The organism is Photorhabdus cinerea (assembly GCF_011189575.1).
GTDB lineage: Bacteria > Pseudomonadota > Gammaproteobacteria > Enterobacterales > Enterobacteriaceae > Photorhabdus > Photorhabdus cinerea.
Map to the genome: position 1 here is coordinate 1 of NZ_PUJW01000075.1, position 3,563 is coordinate 3,563.

4 protein-coding genes are annotated in these 3,563 nt (G+C 49.6%); all 4 read right to left on the bottom strand.

Features of this window, described 5'->3' with window-relative positions; genetic code table 11:
* Positions 1-1,092, bottom strand: a 1,092-nt coding sequence (locus tag C5469_RS22440) for a T6SS effector BTH_I2691 family protein (protein WP_339414635.1), incomplete at its 3' end; no start/stop codon positions are given.
* Between the two features lie 26 nt (positions 1,093-1,118).
* Complete coding sequence (locus C5469_RS22445) at positions 1,119-1,559, bottom strand: hypothetical protein (protein WP_166310873.1); 441 nt, start codon at positions 1,557-1,559, stop codon at positions 1,119-1,121.
* A 15-nt stretch (positions 1,560-1,574) separates the two neighbouring features.
* A complete protein-coding gene (locus C5469_RS22450; RefSeq protein WP_166310875.1) occupies positions 1,575-2,423 on the bottom strand; it encodes a DUF4123 domain-containing protein in 849 nt (282 codons plus the stop codon).
* 10 nt (positions 2,424-2,433) lie between these two features.
* On the bottom strand, positions 2,434-3,563 hold a 1,130-nt coding region (locus tag C5469_RS22455), incomplete at its 5' end, for a DUF2345 domain-containing protein (RefSeq protein WP_166310877.1).

The following is a 3,563-nucleotide window of genomic DNA, read 5'->3' on the forward strand; positions in this document are numbered from 1 at the left end:
GTTGTCGTACCGCGTCAGATCGGTGGTGAACCGGTCCATAAACGCTTTTTCTTTCTCACGGTCGATGTACTGCTCGTAATCTGACCAACATTCCTGTACCTGCCGTTTTAATGTCGAGCTGTCTAACGTGCTTTTGGTGGCCCCCACAAGCGCAGGATTATTCGGTAGATATGTTCCACCAGACAAATAGAAAGCGTATGGGGCTTGTTTTTGTGCCTCCAGAATTTCATTTTCCTTTATCTGATCCCGCTCAAACTGCCGGCACAACGTCTCTTTCAGCGTGCTCAGAGAAACCGAAAGCCCAATCCCTCGGATATAGTGCGGATTTTCATGAAACTGCGTCTTTAACCGATAATTCATCAGGGCGGTAATGTCCTGCACCATTGCAACCGGATCAGGCAGGAACAGGATAACCCCTTTGTCGGGCATTAATTCTTCAGCTGCCAACCATAGATCATTCTGATCAAATAAATATTTCCCATTCCAATGAGCGCTGGTGTAATCGGCGATACGCCGGTTGGTATCTCTTCTCGTGTGATATTCCGCGACGCTATCCGTCAGTGACGAGAACGGCAGCGCATTCTCCCCCTCTCCACGGTTCAGCCATTTTTCCATATCAAAACGTTGCATATATCGCGCACGGTAGGCCGGATCTTCGTGCTTTTTACGGACCGCATCCGTCCACGCCACCGCCGACCAGGCAAACCAAAAGGCACTGTTTGCAAAGCCTTCCGGTAACACCGGTAATGTCACCAATGAAGCACGCGCCAACTCATTGGGCTGATCAATGCAGGGCTTCATTTCACCGCTGGCTAAGCGAGGAGGCACTTTGCCATGTTCCGGCAGAGGATAGTAATACCCCTCGCAGGTCACGTAATAATTAATCCAGCCATTGACCAGCTCATCCCAGATATACACAAAGCCTTCACGTAACAGACGGGCGGTATAACCCGTTTCACCTTTGTTCTCTACCGGCATCTGCATGTTCGCAGGCAGATCCGGTACCCCATCACCCTGCGCCTTGATGGCAGGACGAACAAGTAAAACAGGCAGCCCCTTACGGGTACAAAAACTACAGCCAGGGTTTATCACAATAAAATCTCCTATTGCACACCATGTTATTTCAGGTGTTCCGGGTTAAGACGACCCAGCAGCGCTTCATTCGCGTCGCTAAAGATAATCGATAGCAGGATCTGACTTTTTAAATTGTCATCGGCTTTCCATACGCCATCCTTTTGATATATCGATATTTTATCCGTTACATCATAGTAACGGGGTATCGGTTCCCCGACTTTGACTTGTTTAACCCGCATCTTTACCGGACATAGCAAGACGTTGGCTTTGTCTTGTGAGGGTTCGCATTTACCCGTTTTTTCGACTGATTGGAAAAACAGTTGATCACTGGGATAACGATTAAATTTCTTTGATAATTCTTCGGGTTCAGCAAAGCTGGACTGAATAGCCTTTTCAATTTGGTTGGTATACGGAGCGCTGTCGCATCCGGTTAACACCATGCTGAAAACAACCAGGCTAAAAATGTGTTTCTTCGGGATCATCATGCAAAATTCCATCAATTAAAGTTGTAGATAATTAATTTTACTGGTCATTTCCCGCCACTGTTCATCAGTCCAGCGACCAGTGATACGCTGGTAATACCCCGCATTCTGTTGGCACCGGCCCAATAGCGCCTTCATTTTCGGCGCTTGATGAAACTCTTCATCCAAGGTGACACCATGTAGTGCAAAAGCCGTCAGATCCTGTTTATCGGTTAATGACCACTGCGTCATGGCGATATCAAGTAGTGCATCAATACGACGGCTAAGCGCCTGCCGCTCCTCCATATCAGAGGTCGCCGGCAACTGAGCCAGTACCTGATTAATCAGGCCAATACGTTGAATTTGGGCAAATGACACTGGTGTTTCTCCTTGCTGGTAACGGACTTTCTCAGGGAAGGCCAGCGTATGCCAGTCACCTTCCAGCCAGAATGTCCAGTGAGTAATGTCATCCGAGGCAATTCGGCGTGAGAATACCCAAGGGTCCATCATCCAGTGCAAATGAAACAGGACACGAGGATCGTAATAACGCAGGATATACCCCTGCTGTTTCTCCTTGAGATACAAGGCATTGACCAGCACATTCTTTATTGCTTCTGGAGACAAATCGCTCTTAAGCAGTAAAGTGAAAAACGGTCGAGAGCCGGGATCGGTTTTCCGGCGTGCTTCATTGAGCAGGCGAGGCCAAACGTCAGACGGTAACTCACGCAACGGTAACAGCCAGGGATAAAGATGCGCTTGCGGGGCGAGAAGCGGTGAAACAACTTCAATCACAGGCAAATCTTCCGGCAACCGTGGTATAACTACGCGATCAATCAGTACATACTGGTGTTCAGCAAACGCCAGAGGCTCGGTCAGGTAATCAGTCATCATCCATTCCTTAGCTTAATGGCATCGTAGCGTCACCCTGGTCGCTGGCTTCGGCGACCATCGTGGCACAGGCGGTAAAATTGGGATAAGTCACATCCAGCTTAGCCGGCTCGGCATAATCGAAATTAGCGCTTTTAACGTTAAAATCGCCCGGAGAACCATGTTCAATTTTGCAAGGATCAAGCGTCAGATAAGAACCACCACACTGCAAAGTGATCTTCTTTTTAGCTGAAATCAGGATTTCATCGTCGGTACTGGTGATAGTGACGTCTTTCATTGCCGTGACTTCAATACCCTCGGTTTGGGCTTGCACCTGAATCTTCCCGGCAGCCGCAACCAGCTTCATACCTAGCTCATGCACAAAAACCACCATTGATTTTTTCGCCGCCAGTACCATACGTTTCAACGATGAGATCTCGGTATTGCCGCCAGCAGTCATCATCAGATTTTTACTGGCGCTGTGCTGAATATGTTGCGGCGTTGACAGCGCAATCCCCCCTGACGCACCAGCGACAATCACCGGTTCCCGCAATTGCTCCACATTCCGTTGTAGAAAACGCTGTTGGGTATCACTATCCAGTGGATCAATCTGTGCCGTTTGCAGCAGATCAGAGAGTGATTCCGCTAATGACAACGCATTAGCAAGCTGGTGTTTAATTTCATCCATATTCAGTTGTTTGCCACTGGCTTTAGGCTGCCCCTGCGTACTCAGCAACAACCCTTTTCCCGCCCGAATAGCCCCCCAGTCGTCGGTTCGCAGCTCAAAGCCTTCACCGCGTTTATTCGGATGCGGTCTCAGCCCATCCACCAGATGACCCAGATTGAGCTGACTTTTTCCGCCGTACTCGGTACTTAACTTGATGTGTTCTTTGCCGCGCTCATCGTCCATGCGCAGTTTGTTGTTAGCCGGTGTACGCAGCACATTGCGTTTGTAGTTGTAGCGGGTCACATGATCTTCATGCCGCGAGTCATGCAACGCATGGGCGATATAGGGCCGGTCCGGGTTGCCCTGCTCAAATGCCACCGCCACCTCCGTCCCCTGAACCAAAGGCCAGTGGAAACCGTAGGTGCTGCCCGCATACGGGCGGGCTAACCGGACCCACAGGCTTTCTCCCCCCAGCGGCCATTCATCCAAATCAA